We start from the raw sequence: 18,909 nt of genomic DNA, 5'->3' as shown, positions 1-18,909 counted from the left end.
TCGACAACATAGGCCAGACCATGCCTGAAACGATCCGCCGCGCCGAGCCCCGCGACGCCGGGGCGCTCACCGCGCTCATGCACGCCTCCAGCGCCTACCACGGCGAGTACGCCACGATCCTGGAGGGATACCAGGTCACCGCCGCGTACATCGCCGCCCACCCGGTCTTCACCACCGACGGCCATCTCGGCTTCTACGCCCTGGTCGGCGACGAACTGGACCTGCTGTTCGTCGCCGACCGGGCGCAGGGCACGGGTCTCGGCCGCCGCCTGGTCGAGCACATGCTGGCCCAGGCCCGCGCGGCCGGGCTGACCCGGGTCCGGGTGGTCTCCCACCCGCCCGCCGAGGCCTTCTACCTGCGCATGGGCGCGGTACGCGTGGGCACGTCGCCGCCGAAGCCGCCGAGGATCACCTGGGAACGGCCCGAGCTGACCTTCGGGACGGGCGCGTGAACGAGCAGTGGCAGGAGGTCGGCGACCGCGTCTTCGTACGCAGGCACGAGTCCGTCGACCTCAACGTGGGCCTGGTCGTCGGCGACGGGCACTGCCTGGTGTTCGACACCCGCATGTCCCACCGGGAGGCCGTGGACCTGATCGCCGCCGTCCGCCGGATCACGCCGGATCCGTGGACCGTGGTCAACAGCCACGCCCACTGGGACCACTTCTTCGGCAACGCCATGTTCCTGCCCGCGGAGATCTGGGGGCACGCCCGGTGTGCGGAGGAGATCAGGTCCGGCGGCGAGGCGCAGCGGGCGGGCGTGCTGGGCTTCGTGGCGGAGGAGCGGCGGGCGGAGGTCGAGGAGATCGACCTGGTCGCGCCCGACCACACCTTCACCGACCGGGCCACGCTCGACATCGGCGGGCGGGCCGTACATCTGCGGTATTTCGGGCGGGGGCACACCGACAACGACATCGTGCTGCACGTGCCGGACGCCGGGGTGGTCTTCGCCGGAGACCTGGTCGAGGAGGGCGCGCCGCCGGCCTTCAGCGACTCCTACCCGCTCGACTGGCCGGCCACGATGTCCGCGATGCTGGCCGGCCTGCCGGAGCCCGTGATCGTGCCCGGCCACGGCGCGGTCGTCGACCTCGCCTTCGCGCAGGGCCAGCGTGACGAGCTGGCCGAGGTCGCCGCACTGGCCCGCCGCGCCCACGCCGAGGGCCTGCGCGACCTGATCGGCCGCTTCCCCTACCCGGAGGACGTGGCCCGCCAGGCGATCGAGCGCGCCTTCAAGCAGCTCGACTAGCCGGTACGCACTAGTGCATAATGCAATATAGAAGGAGGCAACATGGCGCGTCGTCCCGATCTGGTGGGCCTGACCGTGCTGGCCATGCTCTCGGTACGCGCCAGCCACCCGTACGAGCTGCACCGCTTCATCGTCGACACGCACAAGGACTACGTGACCGGGCTCCCGAGAAGCCTGTACCACGCGGTCGAGAAGCTCGCCGGCGACGAGCTGATCGTCCCGGTGGAGACCACCAAGGAGGGCCGCCGCCCCGAGCGGACGGTCTACGAGATCACCGGCGAAGGCCGCAAGGAACTGTCCACCCGGCTCAGGTCGCTCCTGCAGAGCCCCGGCGGCGACCGCCGCGCGTTCACCGCGGCGGTCTCGCTGATCGGCTGCCTGCCCGTGCCCGAGGCGCTCAACGCGCTGCGGTCCAGAGCGGCCTCGGTACGCGGGCTGATCACCGCCATGGACGGACACGTCGCCGCCATGCGCGACAACGGCCTGCCCGAACTGCTCATGATCGAGGTCGACTACGAGCGGACGCTGAGCCAGGCCGAGCTGTCCTGGATGGACGACCTGATCGCGCGGCTGGAGAAGGGCGAGCTGTCCTGGCAGGGGACGCTCACCCGCGAGCTGATGGAGAAAACCCTCGAATAGGAGGAAACCGTGAAGAAGCTCATCACCGAGGTGTCCGGCGTGGTCGAGGCCCCTGGCGCCAAGGTCTGGGACGACCTGGCGCGGAGCCTGCTGCCCGGCGGCCACCAGGAGGGCCGGTTCACCGTGGAGGACGCCCCCGGCCACACCTCGACCGTCGAGGTCGCCGGGCGGACCATCGCCTTCCAGGGCGGGTGGTGGTACCGGGGCGAATGGAGCGTCGAGCCGCACCCGCAGGGCTCGCTCCTGGTCCACCGCGTCTTCAACGTGGCGACCTGGATGCGCTGGGGCGTACCGCTCGCCAACCGCTTCTTCGTCGGCTTCAAGGAGTCCACCCGGGAGGGCTTCGCCGAGCGGCTTGTCCAGCTAGGAAATCGTTTGGGGTGTTCGACCAGGCTGGCTTAGGCTGCCGCTCCATGAGCATCACGTGGGGGCCGCTGCGCAAGGACGACGCCGGACGATGGGCGGAACTGACCGCCGCGATCCAGGCCGTCGACCAGGACGGCGAGAACTACGGCGCCGAGGACCTCACGGAGAGCCTCACCAGCCCGCTGGTCGACCTCGCCGAAGGCACGCTCGCCGCCAGGGACGGCGACCGCCTCGTCGCCTTCGCCTTCCTCCCGATCAGGCAGACCGCGCCGGAAGTGCACCGGATGGGGCTGTGGGCGGGCGTCCACCCCGAGCACCGCCGTACCGGCCTCGGCACGCGCGTCCTCGACTGGGCCGTCGAGGCCGCGCCGCGCCTGCACGAGCGCGCGTACCCCGGCAGGCCGCTCGAACTCCAGCTCCACTCCCGCGACACGCAGGTCTGGGCGGCGAAACTCTTCGAGAGCAGAGGCTTCGCCCAGGCGCGCTGGTTCTTCCAGATGGAACGCGACCTGGCCACCGAGATCGAGTCCCGCCCGCCCGCCGCCGGCCTGCGTCTCACCACCTGGACCCCCGACCGCGACGCGGGCGCCCTGAACGTGCGCAACGAAGCCTTCAGCGGCCACTGGGGCACCACACCCCACACCCCGGCAAGCTGGAAGGAAAAGATCACCTGCACCCGCGCCTTCGTCCCGGAAGGTTCCTTCCTCGCCCTCGACGGCGACGAGGTCGTCGGCATCCTGATCACCCACTACTTCGCCGCCGACACCGCCGTGACCGGCGTGCGCGAGGCGTGGATCCAGATCATCGGCACCCTCGCGCCCTGGCGCGGCAAGGGCGTGGCGAGCGCGCTCATCTCACACGCCCTCACCGAACTCAGGAGTCAGGGGTACGGCAGAGCCGGCCTCAGCGTCGACGCCGACAACGGCACCGGAGCACTCGGCGTCTATGAGCGCTCCGGGTTCACCGTGGTCCAGCGCACCTCCGCCTACACGAGGATGCTCACGCCAGCCTGATCTTGCCGCCCGCCACCTTGATCTTCTTGCGGGGGAGGGCGCGGGTGGCTGGGCCCTGGACGACGGCGCCGGTGGAGATGTTGAACTTGCTGCCGTGGCACGGGCAGTTGATCGTGCCGCGGCTGACGCTGGCCAGCGTGCAGCCCTGGTGGGTGCACTTGGCGCTGAAGCAGCGGAAGACGTTCTTCTTCGGCTGGGTGATCACGTACTTGTTCTTGATGATCCTTCCACCGCCGACGCGAATGTTCTTCGTGAGGGCCAGGACCGGCTTGGCAGACTCCGCGTCCGCGTCGGCCCGGCTCGGTGCGGCGTTCGCTTCGGCGTCGGCCCGGCTTGGCGTGGTGGACCCTGAGCCCGCGTCGGCCCGGCTTGGCCACAGGAACACGATCGCGGTGCCGGTGAGGGTGCCGCGGGTGACTAAGGCACGGCGTGTGAGCATGGTTGCCTCCTTCAACCGTCCACACGTACCGCATCGGCGTAGTGGTTCATGGGGAAACGTGCGACAAATCCCCCGGAGATGGCGTGCACGGTGCCGCCGTGGAGCGTCGCGATGTCCCTGGCGATCGGCAGGCCCAGACCCGCGCCACCGGCATCGCGCGCCCTGGCCTCGTCCAGCCTGGTGAACCGGCCGAACACCGCCTCCCGCTGCCCCTCCGGAATCCCCGGCCCGTCGTCCTCGACCTCCAGCACCGCCGTCGTACCCTCCCGGCGGACCCGGACCACGACGGTCGAGGCGGCATGCCGTACCGCATTGCTCGCGAGGTTTGTCACGAGTCGGCCGACGTGCCCGCGCGCACCCTCGATCACCACGTCCGGCTGCACGTCCAGCTTCAGCTCCACCTCGGAACGGCGCTCGACCCGCACGGCCTCCTCGGCGGCGATCTGGCCCAGGTCCACGTCGGCCGCCTGGAGTGGTTCGCCCGCGTCCAGCCGGGCCAGCAGGAGGAGGTCACCGGCCAGCGCCTGGAGGCGTTCGACGTCGGCGAGGGCCTCGGCGGTCAGCTCGCTCGGCTCGGCCAGTTCCAGCCTGGCCCGCAGGGTCGCGATCGGGCTGCGCAACTCGTGGGCGGCGTCGGCGACGAAGCCCTTGTGCCGGTCGACCGCCGTTTCCAGCCGGTCGAGGGTGCCGTTGACCGTAGTGGCCAGGGCGGCGATCTCGTCCCCCGAACGCGGGACCGGGACCCGCTGGTGCAGGTCGCGGGCGGTGATGTCGGCGACCTTGGCCCGGATGGCCGCCACCGGGCGCAGCGCCCGGCCCACCGACAGCCACGTCATCAGCGCCACCACCAGCAGCAGCGCGGGCACGCCAGGAAGCAGCACGCTGTTGAGCGTGGTCAGCGCCTCCTCCGCCGGGGCCAGCGAGGAACGCGCGAGCACCATACCCGGCCCCAGTTCCGTGGCCACCGACATCCCCACCACCCGGAACCCGTCGACCTGCTCCCAGGCGGTGGTGAACGTCTTGCCGTCCGCACTGAGCATGACGTCCGGATCGACGAGGGTCGTCTGGTAGGGCTGGGTAGTGCCGATGGTGGGCTGATAGGGCAGGGTAGTGCCGGTCAGGGTGGCCATTTCGGCCTTCTGCGCATCGGCCCGCGCCACCGACGCCTGCAGAACGGGCGCCGCCTCGACGGCCCGCCGGGTGGCGTCCGCGTCGACGCTGGCCAGGAGGCTGCCGCGCATGGACTGGGTCAGCACGAGCGCCGTCACCCCCAGGGCCAGGGCCACCACCAGGGTGGCGGCTAGGGTGGCGCGCAGCCGTACCGAGGAGGCCCCCTCCCGCACCCGAGCAACCAGAGACCCACCCACCCGACCCCTCCCCGAGCCCAGCCCCCGCACCTCGTCCCCCCGCACACCCCGCCGCCCCCGAGCCCCCCGCACAGCCCTGTCCCCTCGCACGGCGGCCTTGCGCGCCCGCACACCCTCGTGCTCCTCCACGGCCACGTGCGCCCGCACGGTCTTCCGCCCCCGAACAGCCGAGGCGTCCGTGCGCATTTCCGCAGCCGCGGGAGCGTCTTGGCGCCCCCGTGCGGCCGGGGCATCCGTGCGCATCTGCACGGCAGCGGGAGTGTCCTGGCGCGCCCGCACGGTCTTGTGCGCGCCCGTGGTCTGCTGGTCCCGCGTGGTCTGGCGTTCCCTCGCGGTGTGCGCCCCCGTGGCCTCGTGTTCCCTCGCTGCCTGGCTTTCACCCGTGGTTTTGTGCTCTCGCGTGGCTGGCTGAGTGGTCTTGGGCAATTGAGCGGCGGGGTGCGGGTGGGGCTGGGGGTTGTGGGGGGTTGTGTCGCCGTTGCCGGTCATTCCGCCTCCAGCCGGTAGCCTGCGCCGCGGACGGTCACCAGGGTCGTCCTGCCGAACGGCAGATCGATCTTGCGGCGCAGCGCGCTGATGTACACCTCGATGATGTTCGCGTCACCGTCGTAGGAGAAGTCCCAGGCGGCGGCCAGCAGGTCGCTCTTGGACACCACCTCGCCCGCCCGCCTGGCCAGCCCGTGCAGCACCGCGAACTCCTTCGGCGTCAACGACACCTCCGTCTCACCCCTGCGGCAGCGCAGCCCGGCCGGGTCGATCACCAGGTCCCCGACCGTGATGGACACCGGCCGCTCCCGCCCGCCCCTCCGCACCAGCGCACGCAACCGGGCCAGCAGCACCACGTACGAGAACGGCTTGGCCAGATAGTCGTCGGCGCCGGTGTCGAGTGCCTCGGCCTCGTCGTAGACGCCGTCCTTGGCGGTCAGCATCATGATCGGCGTCCAGTTGCCCGCCTCACGAAGCTTGGCGCAGACGGCGTAGCCGTTCATCCGGGGCAGCATCACGTCGAGCACGATCACGTCGTAGTCGTTCTCGGTGGCCATCCACAGCCCGTCGCGCCCGTCGTAGGCCACGTCCACCGCGAACCCTTCGCCGGTCAGCCCGCCCTTCACCAGGTCGGCCAGCCGCTGCTCGTCCTCAACCAATAGCACTCGCACGCCTCTCAGAGTGCAGCAAGCCACCTAAAGCCAACCTGAAGATCATTTAGGGCGCCTTCAGCCTCTCTTCAGGTACGGCAGAGCAGATTCGTTCCCGTCCGACCCACACGACAGGAGAATTCATGTTCAAGCGCCGCGTAATGGTCCTCAGTGCGGTAGGCGTGCTGGGGCTCGCCGCCCTGGCCGGATCGGCGATGGCCGACGAGACACCCGCGCCCGGCGCAGGCGGCAAGGTCGTCTGCACCGACGAGAACGGGAAGGTCATCGCCGAACTCACCCAGGCGACCAAGGCGATCGCCATCGACAAGGACGGCAAGGTCACCACCTCGGCCGACGCGGAAGGCGTGCCCGCCGAGGGCGCCACGCCCACCTCCGGCAAGGACGCCGAGAAGGCCGACGACCCGGTCAAGGGCGGCGTCCTGGAGTTCACGGAGGCGGTACCCGCACTTCCGGCCGAAAAGGGCACGGAGCAGGGCGGCAAGACCGAGGCCGGTTCCAAGCCTTCGCTGACCGTGATGGGCGCCCCGCCCGCGGAGGGACTGGCCAAGACGATCTCCATCAAGTGCGCGAAGGTCGACTAACCACACCGGCAGCCATTCCTCACCGTCAACCAGTCCCGCACCGGTGCCATGCCCCCGCAGGGGCAACGGTCCCGCACCGGTGACATGTCCCGCACCGATGTCATGTCCCGCACCGATGTCATGTCCCGCACCGGTGACATGTCCCGCACCGATGTCATGTCCCGCAGCGGCGGCCACGACCGACCACGGCTGACCCCGACCGATCGTGACTGGCCACGATCGATCAGGGTCGACCATGGCTCGCCGTAACCGACCACGATTGGCCACGACCGACCGCAGCCGACTGTGGCCGATCGGTTGGCTGCGGGGTGTGTCGGGGTCATGTGCCGGATGGGACGTGCGCCGGCCGTACGGACGGGGAGTACGGGCGGTGTGGGGTTCTGGTGTGAGGTCTAGGTGAAGGTTGGGTGCGGGCCCAGGGCCCAGTATTCGTACAGGCCGTGCCCTACCTGGCCGTCGTATTCGAACCGGCCGACCGCGTCGACCATGCCCCACATGCGCGCCGCGTCGTCCGGGAGCGTATAGGTCACACCCTGGACCACCGGGTCCGGACCCTGGTACATCCCGTGCTTCCAGTCGGGCTCCAGGCCGTACCCGGTGCCGACCATGAGGTGGACGGGCAGGATCGGACGGGCGCGTACCTCGAACGGCTTGCCGCCGGGCGGGGAGAAGCCGATCACGGCCTCGACCACGTCACGGGTGCCGGGGGCGTACACGGGCTGGTATTCGGGGCGGCCGAGGTACTCCTCCTCCCGGCCGTCCGACCAGACCCGTGTCGCCTCCTCCAGCACCCTGCGGCCCTTCTCGTCCTCCTGGATGATGCAGAGGATCGCGTGGTCGTCGAACTGCATGGGCGCGTACAGCCAGTAGAACGTGCCCGGGTTCTTCGACTGGATGCCGGGCGGCTCGGGTTCGCCAACGGGTCGTACGCCCCAGGATCGGTCGCGGGTGCCCTGCCAGCGGTCCGGGGTGACGGCGATCTCTTCCTCCCCGATCCGGATATTTCCTGACCACCGTCCCGTCTGTGCCATCCGTACCGAATCGAACATGACCCGCTCCTGCCAGCGCACGAAGTGGCGCGGCTCCAAGGTCGCCGGGATCGTGCCCTCCCAGTGGAGGTCGAAGGACAGGCCATGCTCGTTCGGCTCCAACAGCACCCGGAGCCGCTTGAGCCCTTCGAGTACCTCCACCCGGAACGGGCCGATCTCGGTGTTCATCCGGTCCGCGCCCAGCTCCCGCGAGGCGCGGACCACCCGGTGCAGCCGCTGCGTCCTGACGCAGGCGAAGGCGTCGGTGACACCCAGGTTGGGGTACTGGCCTACGCCGATGATGAGCATGAGCTCGTCGGTGGCGGCGTGGCAGTTGAAGTAGTAGCGGTCGTAGAAGTTGCGGTCGGAGGTGGCCACATGCCGCATGACCTGGGGTGCCTGATGGATCGGGTAGTCGTCCAGGGGTGAGAGCGCCATGCCAGGGTTGTAGCAAGCGCTTGGTACAACGTCAACGCCCCACCCCCTGCCCGGCCATTCCACCCGGCCGGTGTGCCCCCCATTGGCTCGCCCGCTCTGGTCTGCGCGGTGCTGCTGTTCCCGGGTGCGCGGCGTCCGAGGTGCGGGGCGCCGGGTTTGGAGGTGCGAGGACCCGGGGCACGGTGCAGCGCGGTGGTGAGGTGCGGGGTGCGGGATGCGGGTGCAAGGCGCGGGGGTGCGGGGTGTGAGGCGCGGGGCGGTCGGTGGTGGGGGGTGCGTGGTGGGGCTAGTTAGGGGAGTGGGTGCGGAAAGCGCGCCACCCCTTCGGTGGCGCGCTTTCTGCGGATAAATCAGGACATCTTGCGAGATGCCTCATTGGCCGTGGACGAGATGTGGTCCGCGGTCCTGTCCGCCGTGTCGGAGACCCGGTCGGCAGCCTTCTCCGCCCGGTCGTTCACCCACTGTGAGGCGTCCGAGGCGGAGTCCTTCATGTGGTCAGTCCACTGCTGCGCGTTGCGGCGGTAGAACATGTAGCCCATAACGCCCACCGCCAGTCCGGTCATCAGCAGGATCACCGGCCACCGGCGGGACTTGGGCATAGGCGTCGGATCGATCTTGTGCGCGGCTTGGGTCAGCATGGTGCTGACCGCCGGCGCGAGCCGATCCTCCACGTGATGCGCCGCGTCTTCCAGCCTGGGCGCTGCCCAGTAGCGGGCATCTTCGATGCGCTGGGCGGTGGCCACTTTGGCCTGGTCCGCCATCGGCGCGAGCCGGCGGCCCGCCTGCACGGCCTGAGCCTTGACGCGGCCCATCCATGTATCGGGTACTTCGATCACCGCACGGCGTCTTCTAAGTGTCAGGGACACGACAACCTCCCCTGTCATTGGGGCCCCGGAGCGTGACCTTCCCGGTACAAGGCGGCTCAATCATCGTGAGCCGTGGGAGGATGCTGCCAACGGCCCAAGGGCCATCGTCATCAAAACACCACAAAACCAACCCTGTGCATAGAGGGGGGCAGCTGTCTCGTGGCTGAGAAGCTGATCGCAAACCTGAAGACAAACCACGGCCTGATCCGTATCAAGCTCTTCCCTGAGCTTGCTCCGAACACGGTCGCCAACTTCGTCGAACTCGCCGAGGGGACGCGCGAGTGGACCCACCCGGAGACGGGGGAGAAGTCCACCAAGCCGCTCTACGACGGCACGATCTTCCACCGCATCATCGACGGCTTCATGATCCAGGGCGGGGACCCGCTCGGCCAGGGCATCGGCGGCCCCGGCTACGCCTTCGACGATGAGATCCACGCCCAGAACAACTTCAACCGCCCGTACCTGCTGGCCATGGCCAACGCGGGCATCCGCATGGGCAGGGGCACCAACGGCTCGCAGTTCTTCATCACCGTGAGCGCGCAGCCGCACCTCAACGGAGGTCACACGATCTTCGGCGAGGTCATCGAGGGCAAGAACGTCGTCGACGCCCTCTGCAAGGTGCCGACCGGTCGCAACGACCGTCCGCAGCAGGACGTGGTCATCGAGTCGCTCACTTTCGACCGCCAGCCCGCCTGAGTTCGTGTGCGCGTCGGGCGGGCTGCAGGCCGTAGGCTGCGAGCATGACCAGCCAGCCGCCCAGCCCGCCCGAGCATCCCGCCGAGGCGGTGCCGACGTGTTACCGGCATCCCGACCGTGAGACCTGGGTCCGCTGTCAGCGCTGCGACCGGCCCATCTGCCCCGACTGCATGCGTGACGCCGCCGTGGGCTTCCAGTGCCCCGAGTGCGTAGCCGAAGGCAATAAGGGTGTACGGCAGGCCAAAGCCGCCTTCGGCGGCGCGGTAGTCGCCACGCCCTACGTCACCTGGGCCATCCTGGCGGTCAACATCCTGGTCTTCGGCGCGCAATACCTGACCGGCAACGCCGTCACGGCCCGGCTGGGGATGTGGCCGGTGGGCGTCGCCTTCGGCGAGCAGTACTACCGGCTGATCACCGCCGCGTTCGTGCACGGCGGAGTTTTCCACATCCTGTTCAACAGCTGGGCGCTGTACGTCGTCGGCCCCTACCTGGAGCGCGCCTTCGGGCACGTGAAGTTCACGGCCATCTACGTCGTCAGCGCGCTCGGCGGCTCCACGCTCGGCTACTGGCTGGACACGCCCGACACGCTGACGGTCGGCGCGTCCGGCGCCATCTTCGGCCTGTTCGGCGCGATCTTCGTGGTCGGCCGCAAGCTCAACATGGACGTGCGCGGCATCGCCGTGCTGATCGTGATCAACCTGGTGATCACGTTCCTGCCCGGGTTCAACATCAGCTGGACCGGCCACGTGGGCGGCCTGATCACCGGATCGGCGCTGGCCGCGGCGCTGGCGTACGCCCCCAAGAACAACCGCGCCCTGGTACAGACGCTGACGGTGGTGGGGGCGGTGGTCGTCCTCGGCGTGCTCGTGTTGCTCCGGACGTCCGCGATCGTGAGCTGACTTTCCCCAGGTGTGGAAAAGACTGTGGAAAGAACTAACGCCAGCGGGTGGAAAGCACCACACCGAAGATGATGAAAACGAACCCGATCAGCAGGTTCCAGTTCTGTAGGTCGCCGATGAAGGGCGCGTCGGGCGCGATGTAGTAGACGGCGATCCACAGGATGCCGATGATCCACGTGCCCACCATCGTCGGTGCCAGCCAGCGGGGGCTGACCTTGACCTGCTGGGTCTTCTGCGGCGGTGTGTAAACCGCCTTCTTGCGAGCCTTGGGCTTGGACACTGGATAACTCCTGCTGAGGGCCTGGGGCATCCGGATCGTCCACAGGCTCTGTGGTTAGCGTAGTTGAAGCGTGGCCCAGGATAGTCGCCACGCGCATGACATGGCGATCCCCAGGGAACCGGATCAGTCACGAATACCCTGGCCGGGTGAGGGCCATCCTGCGGAGCGTGGGCGAGCTGAGCATCACGGCGGGCGTGATCATGCTGCTCTTCTGCGCTTACCTTCTCTGGGGCACCAGCGCTTACACCCAGCGCCAGCAACTCCTGCTGCAGCAGCAACTCGCGGAGGAGAGCGCCACTCCGGCGCAGCCGGCCGCCGACGGCAAGATCCCCAAGATCTCGCTGGGGAAGGCGATGGCGCTGCTGCGCATCCCCAAACTCGGCCGCGACTACCGCTACGCGGTGGTGGAGGGTGTGGAAACCGACCACCTGAAGAAGGGTCCGGGCCACTACCCGGGTACGGCCCTGCCCGGCCAGGTCGGCAACTTCGTCGTCTCCGGTCACCGGACCACGTATTCGGCCCCGTTCAACCGGATCGACGAACTCCAGCGCGACGACGAGATCGTCGTGGAGGCCCGCGAGGCCCGCTACACCTACCGGGTCACCTCCCAGGACATCGTCGAACCCAACGAGATCGAGATCATCGCCCCCGTTCCCGGCAAGCCCGACATCAGCCCCATCCGCTCATATATCACGCTCTCTACCTGTCATCCCGAGTACTCGGCCGCCCAACGGCTGATCGTCTACGGCGTGCTCAAGGAGACCGAGGAACGAAAGGTCTGACATGTACGGCTGGCTCTGGCGCAAGCTCCCCACCCCGCTGGGCAAACGGCTCCTGACGGCCGCGGTCCTGGCCGCGATCGCGGCAGCCGTACTCTGGTATGTGGTTTTTCCTCTGCTCGAACCCGCGGTGACGCTCGACGAGGTCACCGTCAGAAAGTGAGCTCCACGTGACGAGGGTGCTGGTCGTCGACAACCACGACAGCTTCGTCCACACGATCGTCCAGTACCTGCGCGAACTGGGCGCCGCCTGCGACGTGCGCCCGCGCGACGAGGTGCTTCCGGCCGACGCCGACGCCTTCGACGCGGTGCTGATCAGCCCGGGGCCCGGCACCCCCGAGGCGTCCGGCATCAGCGTCCCGCTGGTCCACCACGCGGCGAACCGCGGCCTGCCGCTGCTAGGGGTGTGCCTCGGCCACCAGGCCATCGCCGTCGCCTACGGCGCGACCGTCTCGACCGCCCCCGAGCTCATGCACGGACGCACCAGCCAGGTGGAGCACGACGGCAAGACCGTCTACGAGGGCCTGCCCAGCCCGGTCGAGATGACCCGCTACCACTCGCTGGCCGTGGACCCGGCCACGGTCCCCGACATCCTGGACGTCGTCTCCCGGACGCCCGACGGCGTCATCATGGGCCTGCGCCACCGCACGGCGCCCGTGGAAGGCATCCAGTTCCACCCAGAGTCGATTCTGTCCCACCATGGGCACCGACTCCTGGCGAACTGGCTGAACTCAACGCTGTAACGCGCTCGGGGCCGCACACGACTACTCATTAAGCGTCCCCGCCGTTGCCCCCGAGCGGCGGGGGCGCCTTTTTGTGCCACAACTTCCGGGAACGCCGACGGGCCCCCGGAAACCGGAGGGCCCGTCGTCTGGCCTAGAAGTCGTCGCCCGGAGGATCATCCTCCGTCGGCTCCCCGGTCGGCTCTTCCGTGGGGAACGTCGGGTCGGTGGTGGGCGTGTCGGTCGGCTGCACGTCCGGCCCGGTGGAGACCACGATCGTGACCGTGGTCTTGGGCGCCACCTTGGTCCCCTCACCCGGGTTCTGCTGGATGACGACGCCCTCGGGCTTGTCCGCGCTGGACTGCGGGACCACCTTGACCCGGAACCCGGCCGCGCGCAGCGCCGCGGCGGCGTCGGCCTCGGTGAGGTCGAGCACGCTCGGCACCTCCGACAGCTCCGCCGGAACGAAGAGCATGACCGTGGTGCCCTCGTTGACCTCGGTGCCCGCCACGGGGTCGGTCTTGTACACCTTGCCCTGCGACTTGCCGGACACCCCGGTCTTGAACACGGGCTTCAACCCGAGGTCGGTCAGCATCGTCCGGGCGGCGTCCTTGTCGAGCCCGACGAGCCCCTCCGGCACCTTCACCTTCTGCACGCCCTTGGACACGGTGAGCGTGACCTCGCCGCCCTTGGGCACCTCGGCCCCGACCGCCGGGTTGCTGGAGATCACGACGCCCTTCTTGACGTCGCTGCTGAACTCCTCCTCCACCTTGGGCGTGAGCCCCAGTGTGGTGAGCTGCGTCTCGGCTTCCTTCTGGGTCATGCCGGTGAGCAGCGGCACCTTCACCGGCGCCGCGGTGGTGGGCGTGCCGCCGCCGCCTCCGCCGAGGAAGGCGTACGCGACACCGATGAACGCGCCGATGATCAGCAGCGGGATCACGATCCACAGGGCGGTCTTGACCGCCTTGTTGCCGCCGCCGCCCGCGCGCCGGCGACCACCCCGGCCGCCGTGCTCGGTCTCGCCGTACTCGTAGGGCGGGACGGCGCCGGTACGGCCGGTGGCCGGGCCACCCTGCTGCTGCGTGGCGGCCATGGTGCGGGTGCCCGCGCCGTAGTTGGTCATCGCCATCGTCTGCGCGTCGACCGGCATCCCGGACATCGCGCGCTGTATGTCGGCGCGCATGTCCTGGGCGCTCTGGTAGCGCTGGGCGGGGTCCTTGGCCATCGCCTTGAGCACGATCGCGTCGGCCCACGCGGGAATCTCGGGGTCGATCTGCGACGGCGGGATGGGCTCCTCGCGCACGTGCTGGTAGGCGATCGCGACGGGGGAGTCGCCGGTGAACGGCGGCTGCCCGGTCAGCAGCTCGTAGAGCACGCACCCGGTGGAGTAGATGTCGCTGCGGGCGTCGACGCGCTCGCCGCGGGCCTGCTCCGGCGACAGGTACTGGGCGGTCCCTATCACCTGCGCGGTCTGCGTCATCGTGGCGGCCGAGTCGGCCATCGCGCGGGCGATGCCGAAGTCCATCACCTTGACGTCGCCGGCCCGAGTGATCATCACGTTGGCCGGCTTGATGTCACGGTGGACGATGCCGCCGCGGTGGCTGTAGTCGAGCGCGCGCAGGATGCCGTCGACCAGCTCGACCGCGCGCTCCGGCATCAGCCGCCGGTCCTGGCGCAGCAGGTCGCGCAGCGTCCGGCCGTCGACGTACTCCATCACGATGTAGGGCACGGGGGTGCCCTCGGTGCCGTCTTCGCCGGTGTCGTAGACCGCGACGACGGCGGGGTGGTTCAGGGATGCCGCCGACTGCGCCTCGCGCCGGAACCTGGCCTGGAACGTATGGTCCCTGGCGAGGTCCGCCCGGAGCGTCTTGATGGCGACGATGCGGTCCAGCCGGATGTCTCGGGCGCGATACACCTCGGCCATGCCGCCGCGCCCGACGACACCGTCGAGTTCGTAGCGACCACCGAGTAGCCGAGGCTGAGTCATTTCCTGCACTGTCCCTTACCGTTCATCTTGGGTACCGGCCTGCACCGTGCTGTAACGAGTGGCCGCCGGTGTCCATCATCGACCCCGAGACGCATCACGTCTCCTCCTTCGGCGGGTTTGTATCACCCGGGTCAGGTGAGGCCGTCGGTGTCGGTGTCGGCGACATCGTGGGCGTTGGGGTGGGTGTCGGAGTCGGGGTCCGGGTCCGGGTCGTCGTCGGGGTCGGTTTCGGAGTCGGCTTCTGACTTGGAGTTGCCGACGAGCTTACGGTAGCTGACCGCGAGGTTACCGGCCGCGTCGACTTCACCGGAACCACCGACGGACGCGGGGTCGGCGTCTTCGTCTTGCGCGGCTTTATCTCGGCGGGCCGGTTGAGCGACGCCTGGGTGGGTTCGGCCACGTCAGGCGGTGGCGCCTCCTGCCCTCTTGCCACCATGAAAGCACCGAAACCCACCGCCGCCACGGACGCCGCGGTGGCGAAGAGCACAACGGTGCGCCGGCCCTTGCGGGCCGCCGGGGCCTGCCGCGTGGTGAGGGGCGCGCCGCCGCCGAGGTCGTCGGTGGTGCGATCCGACCCCTCCGGCTGCGGGTACGGCTCGCCGTACCCCTGAGCCACGCCCTCGACCTCGCCCGATCGCGGCCCGCTCGCTTCACCGGTGTACGGCTCCCGCACCCGGAACCCGGCCGGGTCGGTGAACATGCTCAGATCGGTCCGCTGCTGGAGCGCGGCCAGCGAGTCGCGCAGCACGTACGCCCGATCGGCCAGCTCCATCGCCGAGGCGGGCCGGCGCTCGGGGTCCTTCGACAGCAGCGCCATGATCAGCTCGCGCACCGGCCGCGGCACGTCCACGCCGAGCGGCGGCGGCGTCTCGTTGAGGTGCATCAGCGCGATGGCGACCTGGGTGTCGGCCTGGAACGGCGGCCGCCCGGCCAGGCACTCGTAGGCCACGACGCCGAGGGAATAGAGGTCTGTCGACGGGGTGAGGGTGGTGCCCTGGGCCTGTTCCGGGCTGACGTACTGGGCGGTGCCGAGCACGGTGCCCGTCTGCGTGACCGGCGCGGCCTCCAGGGCCCTGGCGATGCCGAAGTCGGTCACCTTGATCTTGCCGTCGGGGGTGACCATCAGGTTGCCGGGCTTGATGTCGCGGTGGATCACGCCGGAGCTGTGGGCGGTGTGCAGCGCCTTGGCGGTCTGGTGGATGACGTCGAGCGCCACGTCGGGCCCGAGCGAGCCGTTGCGCCCGAGGATGGCCGACAGGGGCTCGCCCTGGACCAGCTCCATCACGAGGAAGGCCAGATCGGCCTCCTCGCCGTAGTCGAAGACCTGCGCGATGCCGGGGTCGGCGAGCCCGGCGGTGATGCGCGCCTCGTTGCGGAAGCGGCTGCGGAAGGTGGGGTCGCCGGAGACGTGGCTGCGCAGCACCTTGACCGCGACCTCACGGGCGAGCAGCTGGTCGCGCGCACGCCACACCTCGCCCATGCCGCCCGCGGCGATGCGGGAGAAGAGGAGGTAGCGGTTGGCCAGCTGCGTGCCCGGGGTCACTTGTTGAGCACCGCCTCGGTGATCGCCTTGCCGATCGGGGCGGCGACGCCACCGCCGGTGGCTTCCTCGCCGACTCTGGCGGCGCCGGACTCGACGAAGACGGCCACGGCCACCTGCGGGTCCTGGGCCGGGGCGAAGGAGATGAACCAGGCGTGCGGCGCCTTGCCCTCGCGGGTCTCGGCGGTGCCGGTCTTGCCGCCCACCTCGACGCCGGGGATCTGGGCGGTCTTGGCGGTGCCGTTGGCGACCACGCTGACCATCATGTTCTTGAGCTTGGTGGCGTTCTCGGGGCTCATCGCCTCGGAGAACTCCTCGGGCTCGCCCTCGTCGACCGCGTCGCCCTTGGCGTCAGTGATCTTGTTGACGAGGTACGGCTTCATGACCGTGCCGTTGTTGGCGATGCCGGCGGCGACCATGGCCATCTGCAGGGGCGTCATCACCGCGCTGCGCTGGCCGATCGAGGTCATGGCGATGGCGGCGGGGTCGTCCGTCTCCTCCTTGCCGATCGTGCTGGCCTCGACGCCCATGGGAATGCTCAGCGGCTCGCCCACGCCGAACTTCCTGGCCTGCTCGGCGATCTTCGCGTAGCCGAGATCCAGGCCGATCTTGCCGAACGGGGTGTTGCACGAGCGCTCCAGCGCGTACACCATCGGCACCTGGCCGCCGCCGCAGGCCGCGCCGCCGTAGTTGGGCAGCGTGGTGGTGGTGTTCGGCAGCGACAGGCGGGTGGGCGCGTCCACGACCGTCTGGCCGTCGCGGCTGGAGTCGTCCTCCAGCCACGCGGCGGTGGTGACGACCTTGAACGTCGAGCCCGGCGCGTAGAAGTCCCCGATCGCGCGGTTGATCAGCGGCTTGTCGGGGTTCTTCTCCAGCTTGTTGTACGCCGAGAACGCCTGCGGCTTCTCCGGCACCGAGATCTTGGCCGGGTCGTAGGTCGGCAGCGAGACCAGGGCGAGGATCTTGCCGGTCTTGGGCTCGATCGCGACCGCGGCCCCGCGCTTGCCGCTCTGGCGCAGCGCGTCGTAGGCCGCCTTCTGCGCCTTGGGGTTGATCGTCAGGTCGACGTTGGCGCCCTTGGTGGGCTCGCCGGTGAACAGGTCGATGCTGCGCCGCAGGAGCAGGTCGGAGCTGGAGCCGTCGAGCAGGCTGTTCTCGGCGCGCTCGACGGCCGACTCGCTCTCCGGGGAGAAGAAGCCGGTGACGTGCGCGTAGAGCTCGCCCTCCGGGTACTCCCTGAGGAACTTGAACGGGCCCTTGGTCTCCGTCGACTGCGCGAGGATCGTCTTGCCGCTGGCGGTGATGCGTCCGCGCTGGACGGCGTACCGCTCGAAGTAGTTGCGGTTGTTCCTGGAGTCCTCGCGGTAGCCGTCGGCCTTGACCGCCTGCAGATAGTTGACGTTGATCATGAGCAGCGCGAACATGGCCAGGCAGGCCACGGCGGCGCGCTTGAGTGTGCTGTTCATCGCTGGAACACCTGCGTCAGTCCTTCGTCCTGGATCGCCTGGGGCGGAGGCCTTCTCGCCGCGTCCGACATGCGTACCAAAAGGGCGATAAGTATCCAGTTAGCCAGTAGGGCGGAACCACCCTGGGACATGAACGGGGTGACCAGGCCGGTCAGCGGGATCAGGTTCGTCACGCCGCCGACGATGATGAAGACCTGCCAGGCCAGCAGGAAGGACAGGCCGCCCGCCAGCAGCTTGGTGAACGGGTCGCGGGCCGCGATCGAGGTACGCAGGCCGCGCTCCACGATCAGCGCGTAGACCATCAGCAGCGCCATCAGGCCGGTCAGTCCGATCTCCTCGCCGGTCGCGGCGAAGATGAAGTCGGAGAAGGCCAGCGGGATCAGCTCGGGGTGCCCCTGCCCGAGCCCGGTGCCGAGGATGCCGCCCGAGCCCATCGCGAACAGGCCCTGCATGAGCTGCTCGCTGCCGCCGATCTTGGTGAAGAGCTCGGGGTCGCCCGGGTTGAGGAAGACCTCGAACCGCTGCTGCACGTGGTCGAAGACCAGCCCGGCCAGTACGGCGCCGCCCACGAACAGCAGGATGCCGATGATGACCCACGAGATGCGCTGGGTGGCGATGTAGAGCATCGCGATGAACGTGCCGAACAGCAGCAGCGACGACCCGAGGTCCTTCTGCATGACCAGGACGCCCAGGCTGACGCCCCAGGTGATGAGAACGGGGCCGAGGTCGCGGGCGCGGGGCAGGTCGATGAAGAGCAGCCGTCGCCCGGCCAGCGCGAGCACGTCCCGCTTGGCGACCAGGTAGCCGGCGAAGAAGACGACCAGCGCCAGCTTGGCGAACTCGGCGGGCTGGATCTGGCCGACCCCCGGGATGCCGATCCAGATGCGGGCGCCGTTGAGCTCCTGGCCCAGGCCCGGGATCAGCGGCGAGACCAGCAGGAAGAGCCCGGCGGCGCCGGCGGTGTAGGTCAGCCGCTGCAGCGCGCGCTGGTCGCGCAGGAAGATCAGGGTGGCGCTGAACAGCACGATGCCGATCAGCGTCCAGAGAAGCTGCGTGTTGGGCGAGGCCAGCGTGGCCGACGGCAGCGGGGAGTCGGACTCGGACAACCGGTAGATCATCACCAGGCCGAGGCCGTTGACCAGCGTCACCAGCGGCAGGATCAGGGGGTCGGCCCAGGGCGCGAACTTCGCCAGAACCAGGTAGGCGGCCAGCATGAGTCCGCCCAGGCTGAGGCCGTACGTGAGCATGCCGGACGGGATCTTCTCGTCCATGGCCAGGCCGACGTTGGCGTACGCGCCCATCACGACGACCACCGCGAGCGCGAGCATGAGAAGCTGCGCCACACGCCGTTTCGCGGGCATGGGGACGGGGGCTGCTGCCACTTCGTTACTCACCTGTTCGGA

At 69.4% G+C, this 18,909-nt stretch carries 21 protein-coding genes; 11 read left to right on the top strand and 10 right to left on the bottom strand.

Translation table 11 applies throughout. The features are described from left to right. The first annotated feature begins 20 nt into the window (after positions 1-20). The 5 genes from ACFWY5_RS12945 to ACFWY5_RS12925 are packed head-to-tail and all read left to right on the top strand — an operon-like array spanning position 21 to position 3,261. Entirely contained in the window at positions 21-452 is a 432-nt protein-coding gene (locus ACFWY5_RS12945; RefSeq protein ID WP_379615722.1) for a GNAT family N-acetyltransferase, read from the top strand. Continuing rightward, the gene (locus tag ACFWY5_RS12940) at positions 449-1,243 is read left to right on the top strand and encodes an MBL fold metallo-hydrolase (RefSeq protein ID WP_379615720.1); all 795 of its coding nucleotides are present in this window, start codon (positions 449-451) and stop codon (positions 1,241-1,243) included. The genes ACFWY5_RS12945 and ACFWY5_RS12940 overlap by 4 nt, the downstream gene beginning before the upstream one ends. 42 nt (positions 1,244-1,285) lie before the next feature. Then, positions 1,286-1,882 (top strand): PadR family transcriptional regulator, encoded by a 597-nt coding sequence (locus ACFWY5_RS12935; protein WP_379615718.1) that lies wholly within the window; start codon positions 1,286-1,288, stop codon positions 1,880-1,882. Between the two features lie 9 nt (positions 1,883-1,891). Then, entirely contained in the window at positions 1,892-2,284 is a 393-nt protein-coding gene (locus tag ACFWY5_RS12930; RefSeq protein WP_379615716.1) for a hypothetical protein, read from the top strand. A gap of 11 nt (positions 2,285-2,295) precedes the next feature. Beyond that, positions 2,296-3,261 carry a GNAT family N-acetyltransferase gene (locus ACFWY5_RS12925; RefSeq protein ID WP_379631847.1) on the top strand — a complete coding sequence of 322 codons (966 nt, stop codon included), beginning with the start codon at positions 2,296-2,298 and terminating at the stop codon, positions 3,259-3,261. Here the strand turns inward: ACFWY5_RS12925 and ACFWY5_RS12920 are convergent. From ACFWY5_RS12920 to ACFWY5_RS12910, 3 genes are all read right to left on the bottom strand, one after another. Beyond that, the gene (locus ACFWY5_RS12920) at positions 3,248-3,700 is read right to left on the bottom strand and encodes a Rieske (2Fe-2S) protein (protein WP_379631845.1); all 453 of its coding nucleotides are present in this window, start codon (positions 3,698-3,700) and stop codon (positions 3,248-3,250) included. The two genes, ACFWY5_RS12925 and ACFWY5_RS12920, sit on opposite strands and share 14 nt — an antisense overlap. 11 nt (positions 3,701-3,711) lie before the next feature. Next, positions 3,712-5,043 (bottom strand): ATP-binding protein, encoded by a 1,332-nt coding sequence (locus ACFWY5_RS12915; protein ID WP_379631843.1) that lies wholly within the window; start codon positions 5,041-5,043, stop codon positions 3,712-3,714. A 509-nt stretch (positions 5,044-5,552) separates the two neighbouring features. After that, complete coding sequence (locus ACFWY5_RS12910; protein ID WP_184959038.1) at positions 5,553-6,224, bottom strand: response regulator transcription factor; 672 nt, start codon at positions 6,222-6,224, stop codon at positions 5,553-5,555. A gap of 122 nt (positions 6,225-6,346) precedes the next feature. Here ACFWY5_RS12910 and ACFWY5_RS12905 point away from each other — a divergent pair, with 122 nt between their 5' ends. Beyond that, the gene (locus ACFWY5_RS12905) at positions 6,347-6,805 is read left to right on the top strand and encodes a hypothetical protein (protein ID WP_379615708.1); all 459 of its coding nucleotides are present in this window, start codon (positions 6,347-6,349) and stop codon (positions 6,803-6,805) included. 392 nt (positions 6,806-7,197) lie between these two features. Here the strand turns inward: ACFWY5_RS12905 and ACFWY5_RS12900 are convergent, their stop codons facing one another. Together ACFWY5_RS12900 and ACFWY5_RS12895 are read right to left on the bottom strand one after the other, a co-directional pair. Continuing rightward, the gene (locus ACFWY5_RS12900; protein ID WP_379615706.1) at positions 7,198-8,271 is read right to left on the bottom strand and encodes a hypothetical protein; all 1,074 of its coding nucleotides are present in this window, start codon (positions 8,269-8,271) and stop codon (positions 7,198-7,200) included. A gap of 350 nt (positions 8,272-8,621) precedes the next feature. Further along, positions 8,622-9,137, bottom strand: a complete 516-nt coding sequence (locus tag ACFWY5_RS12895) for a hypothetical protein (RefSeq protein ID WP_379615704.1) — start codon at positions 9,135-9,137, stop codon at positions 8,622-8,624. Between the two features lie 159 nt (positions 9,138-9,296). Between ACFWY5_RS12895 and ACFWY5_RS12890 the strand changes: the two genes are divergently transcribed. After that, complete coding sequence (locus ACFWY5_RS12890; protein WP_379615702.1) at positions 9,297-9,833, top strand: peptidylprolyl isomerase; 537 nt, start codon at positions 9,297-9,299, stop codon at positions 9,831-9,833. 44 nt (positions 9,834-9,877) lie between these two features. Next, a complete protein-coding gene (locus tag ACFWY5_RS12885; protein WP_379615700.1) occupies positions 9,878-10,732 on the top strand; it encodes a rhomboid family intramembrane serine protease in 855 nt (284 codons plus the stop codon). Between the two features lie 34 nt (positions 10,733-10,766). Here ACFWY5_RS12885 and ACFWY5_RS12880 read toward each other — a convergent pair whose 3' ends face one another. Continuing rightward, a complete protein-coding gene (locus ACFWY5_RS12880; protein WP_184959033.1) occupies positions 10,767-11,042 on the bottom strand; it encodes a cell division protein CrgA in 276 nt (91 codons plus the stop codon). A gap of 116 nt (positions 11,043-11,158) precedes the next feature. Between ACFWY5_RS12880 and ACFWY5_RS12875 the strand changes: the two genes are divergently transcribed. From ACFWY5_RS12875 to ACFWY5_RS12865, 3 genes are read left to right on the top strand one after another with little or no spacing between them, the layout of a single operon-like run. Further along, the gene (locus ACFWY5_RS12875) at positions 11,159-11,794 is read left to right on the top strand and encodes a class E sortase (RefSeq protein ID WP_379615698.1); all 636 of its coding nucleotides are present in this window, start codon (positions 11,159-11,161) and stop codon (positions 11,792-11,794) included. 1 nt (position 11,795) lies between these two features. Next, on the top strand, positions 11,796-11,954 hold the full coding sequence (locus ACFWY5_RS12870; protein ID WP_379615696.1) for a hypothetical protein: 159 nt from the start codon (positions 11,796-11,798) through the stop codon (positions 11,952-11,954). A gap of 7 nt (positions 11,955-11,961) precedes the next feature. After that, a complete protein-coding gene (locus tag ACFWY5_RS12865; protein WP_379615694.1) occupies positions 11,962-12,534 on the top strand; it encodes an anthranilate synthase component II in 573 nt (190 codons plus the stop codon). A 133-nt stretch (positions 12,535-12,667) separates the two neighbouring features. Here ACFWY5_RS12865 and pknB read toward each other — a convergent pair whose 3' ends face one another. From pknB to ACFWY5_RS12845, 4 genes are all read right to left on the bottom strand, one after another. Then, entirely contained in the window at positions 12,668-14,500 is a 1,833-nt protein-coding gene (gene pknB / locus ACFWY5_RS12860; RefSeq protein ID WP_379615692.1) for a Stk1 family PASTA domain-containing Ser/Thr kinase, read from the bottom strand. 94 nt (positions 14,501-14,594) lie between these two features. Next, entirely contained in the window at positions 14,595-16,043 is a 1,449-nt protein-coding gene (locus ACFWY5_RS12855) for a serine/threonine-protein kinase (protein ID WP_379631840.1), read from the bottom strand. Beyond that, on the bottom strand, positions 16,040-17,506 hold the full coding sequence (locus ACFWY5_RS12850; protein WP_379615688.1) for a peptidoglycan D,D-transpeptidase FtsI family protein: 1,467 nt from the start codon (positions 17,504-17,506) through the stop codon (positions 16,040-16,042). Before ACFWY5_RS12850 ends, ACFWY5_RS12855 begins: the two co-directional genes overlap by 4 nt. Then, on the bottom strand, positions 17,503-18,867 hold the full coding sequence (locus ACFWY5_RS12845) for an FtsW/RodA/SpoVE family cell cycle protein (protein WP_379615798.1): 1,365 nt from the start codon (positions 18,865-18,867) through the stop codon (positions 17,503-17,505). The genes ACFWY5_RS12850 and ACFWY5_RS12845 overlap by 4 nt, the downstream gene beginning before the upstream one ends. Positions 18,868-18,909 lie beyond the last annotated feature (42 nt).

The organism is Nonomuraea sp. NPDC059007, from assembly GCF_042740555.1.
Classification (GTDB): Bacteria; Actinomycetota; Actinomycetes; order Streptosporangiales; family Streptosporangiaceae; genus Nonomuraea.
The sequence above is the reverse complement of the archived record's forward strand: the minus strand, read 5'-3'. Positions and strand labels throughout refer to the sequence as shown.

Bases quoted from the DNA above. Each gene is read 5' to 3' on its own strand.
- ACFWY5_RS12845 (WP_379615798.1), bottom strand. From the start codon at position 18,867: ATGCCCGCGAAACGGCGTGTGGCGCAGCTTCTCATGCTCGCGCTCGCG.
- ACFWY5_RS12925 (WP_379631847.1), top strand. From the start codon at position 2,296: ATGAGCATCACGTGGGGGCCGCTGCGCAAGGACGACGCCGGACGATGG.
- ACFWY5_RS12850 (WP_379615688.1), bottom strand. From the start codon at position 17,506: ATGAACAGCACACTCAAGCGCGCCGCCGTGGCCTGCCTGGCCATGTTC.
- ACFWY5_RS12880 (WP_184959033.1), bottom strand. From the start codon at position 11,042: ATGCCCCAGGCCCTCAGCAGGAGTTATCCAGTGTCCAAGCCCAAGGCT.
- pknB (WP_379615692.1), bottom strand. From the start codon at position 14,500: ATGACTCAGCCTCGGCTACTCGGTGGTCGCTACGAACTCGACGGTGTC.
- ACFWY5_RS12900 (WP_379615706.1), bottom strand. From the start codon at position 8,271: ATGGCGCTCTCACCCCTGGACGACTACCCGATCCATCAGGCACCCCAG.
- ACFWY5_RS12920 (WP_379631845.1), bottom strand. From the start codon at position 3,700: ATGCTCACACGCCGTGCCTTAGTCACCCGCGGCACCCTCACCGGCACC.
- ACFWY5_RS12905 (WP_379615708.1), top strand. From the start codon at position 6,347: ATGTTCAAGCGCCGCGTAATGGTCCTCAGTGCGGTAGGCGTGCTGGGG.
- ACFWY5_RS12935 (WP_379615718.1), top strand. From the start codon at position 1,286: ATGGCGCGTCGTCCCGATCTGGTGGGCCTGACCGTGCTGGCCATGCTC.
- ACFWY5_RS12885 (WP_379615700.1), top strand. From the start codon at position 9,878: ATGACCAGCCAGCCGCCCAGCCCGCCCGAGCATCCCGCCGAGGCGGTG.
- ACFWY5_RS12870 (WP_379615696.1), top strand. From the start codon at position 11,796: ATGTACGGCTGGCTCTGGCGCAAGCTCCCCACCCCGCTGGGCAAACGG.
- ACFWY5_RS12945 (WP_379615722.1), top strand. From the start codon at position 21: ATGCCTGAAACGATCCGCCGCGCCGAGCCCCGCGACGCCGGGGCGCTC.